The sequence below is a fragment of the Bradyrhizobium sp. STM 3809 genome (assembly GCF_000239795.1).
Classification (GTDB): domain Bacteria; phylum Pseudomonadota; class Alphaproteobacteria; order Rhizobiales; family Xanthobacteraceae; genus Bradyrhizobium.
The window spans coordinates 1-2,160 of the sequence record NZ_CAFJ01000335.1 but is presented as its reverse complement, the minus strand read 5'-3'; the positions used below and the strand labels follow the sequence as shown (position 1 = coordinate 2,160).

The 2,160-nt window shown below is 60.4% G+C and carries 2 protein-coding genes; one reads left to right on the top strand and one right to left on the bottom strand.

Annotated elements, in window-relative coordinates; all coding sequences use genetic code 11:
* A partial coding sequence (locus BRAS3809_RS18510) for an amidohydrolase family protein (RefSeq protein WP_035656760.1) occupies positions 1-450 on the top strand: 450 nt, incomplete at its 5' end.
* Between the two features lie 513 nt (positions 451-963).
* On the opposite strand, the gene BRAS3809_RS18505 is transcribed toward BRAS3809_RS18510, so the two are convergent.
* Positions 964-1,494: an IS3 family transposase gene (locus BRAS3809_RS18505; RefSeq protein WP_083839125.1), complete on the bottom strand. Its 531-nt coding sequence runs from the start codon at positions 1,492-1,494 to the stop codon at positions 964-966.
* Positions 1,495-2,160: the final 666 nt, after the last annotated feature.

Genomic DNA, 2,160 nt, shown 5'->3' with positions numbered 1-2,160 from the left:
CTCGCCCGCGAGCTCGGCTGGCACCTGCAGTTCCTGATCGACGCCGCCGATCTGCCGGCGCTGGCGCCGCGGCTGGAGCGGCTCACTGTGCCGATCGTGATCGACCATTGGGGCCACTTTCCAGTGTCGCGCGGGCTCGCGGACCCCGGCTTCCAGACGCTCGTCTCGCTGCTGCGCGACGGCGCCTGGGTCAAGCTGTCCGGCGCCTACCGCAACACGGTCGAAGGACCGCCCTATGCCGACACGGTGTCGTTCGTCCGCCGCCTCCACGCGGCCGCGCCGGACCGCTGCGTCTGGGGCTCAGACTGGCCGCACGTGGCGCATCGCGGACACATGATGAATGTGGGCGAACTGCTCGACCTCTTGGCCGACTGGGTGCCCGATGCGGCCGCCCGCGACCGCGTCCTCGCCGATAACGCGCAGCGTTTATACGGGTTTGCGGCGGGCTGAGACGGTCGGTCATTGCGGCGACTGATTATGGGTACAGCGCACTAAACTCCGAAGACGCTTAGAGGTGCTTGGGCGCAAGTTCATCCGGGCTGCGCTGGCTGGTGAGCGTCACCGACTTCGGCTGCGAATCCAGGGGGAATTCGCATCAACACGACTTGCCTCTGTACCGTCTGGCAGACCCAACAACTCGATCAATGAAGAATCAAAGTCCAAGAGATGCCCAATGCCAACAACGCGGCATTCAGAAGGTTCGTGGGAAGATCCACACAAGAATTGCCAAACTCCGTTCGTGTGATCCACCAGCAAGATTGGTCTCTGACGCAGAGCGACGTGAATGCAAACGTAAGCTTTACCGTGGTAAGCTTTGGAAGTTATTTCGGTCATTTCCAGTTCCAATGGCAGCTAATACCACTTTCCCGCTGGACGATTGCATGCCCGACACGCGACTTCCGTATTAGACCCGGTCGATGCGCACCTCCAAAAGGGGCACCAATATGCAGTGGACTGCACCCCTCAAGTGAGACACGATAATTTCAGTGATAAAGGGTGAAGTTCATCGCCTTTTGTTCTGCGCGAATGCGGTCTCGAACTCAAGAGGAGATCGATGTGCGAGCGCCGAGTGCAGACGCTCCTTTTATAAATCTCGGCAATGAAGCTGTTGATCCGGCGCCGGGCGTCGTCGAGGTCAGCGAATGTCTTGCCGTTGATCTCCTCGGCTTTCAGCGTCTTCATGAAGCTCTCGGCCTTGGCGTTGTCGTAAGGGTTGCCGGGGCTGCTCATGCTGATCTTGATCTCGCGATCGGCAAGCCGTTGGCGGTACGCGATCGAGGCGTATTGCACGCCGCGGTCGGAATGATGGATCAGGCTGCCGGGTTTCGGATTGCGGGCTTTGAGTGCGTTGTCGAGCCTGGCGACTGCGAGCACGGCATCGAGTGTGCTTTCGAACGCCCAGCCCACGGCCTTGCGGGAGAAGCCGTCGAGAATGACGGCGAGATAGGCGAATGTCTTGTCGAGGTGGACGTAGGTGATGTCCGCGACCCAGATCTGTGATTATGGTGACGGATTATGGTGACAGCGGAATATGGTGGCAGTGCACTAAGCTCAGGTGAGTTTTATGCAGCGTCACCATAGTTGCCGGAGTATCTTTGCCGACAATCGGCCTCCAATTTGACGCGTGAACCGCGCCGCAATCAGGGTCTCTCTGCACGCACGTTGCCCGCGGAGACAGCCCCCTCGCCCGATTGTGCATGAGGATGGGCCGGCGCTGTCCTCTCCTACAAGGGGCGAGGGCACTGTATCGCGCAGCGCTGTGGAGACTGGATTCGCTTCGCGGTTCGATCAAATCGGCAGCGATCGAGCGAGAGATACTAACAAACTAGCCGCGGGCGCGGTGGCCGTGACTGCGCCCTCTCCCCTTGTGGGAGAGGGCATGGAGGACGGCGCAACGGGCTCGGTTCGGTGAGGGGTCTCTCTCCAGGCGCGTTTCTCGCGGAGAGAGACCCCTCACCTCTTCGAGTATCGTGTTCTTCGCACACGACGGGCAATTCCCGTATCCCCCTCATGCGCAAACTGCCCGTCGAGCCAGTTTGTCGCACGTAGTTCGGCTTGTGTCGTCGGGCAAATCAGATCCACCTTCTCCGCCATCCCGTTCGCGATGAAGAGGGACGTTTCGGCCGATCGTCACGGAGCGTAGCAGCGGGGAGCGATGGA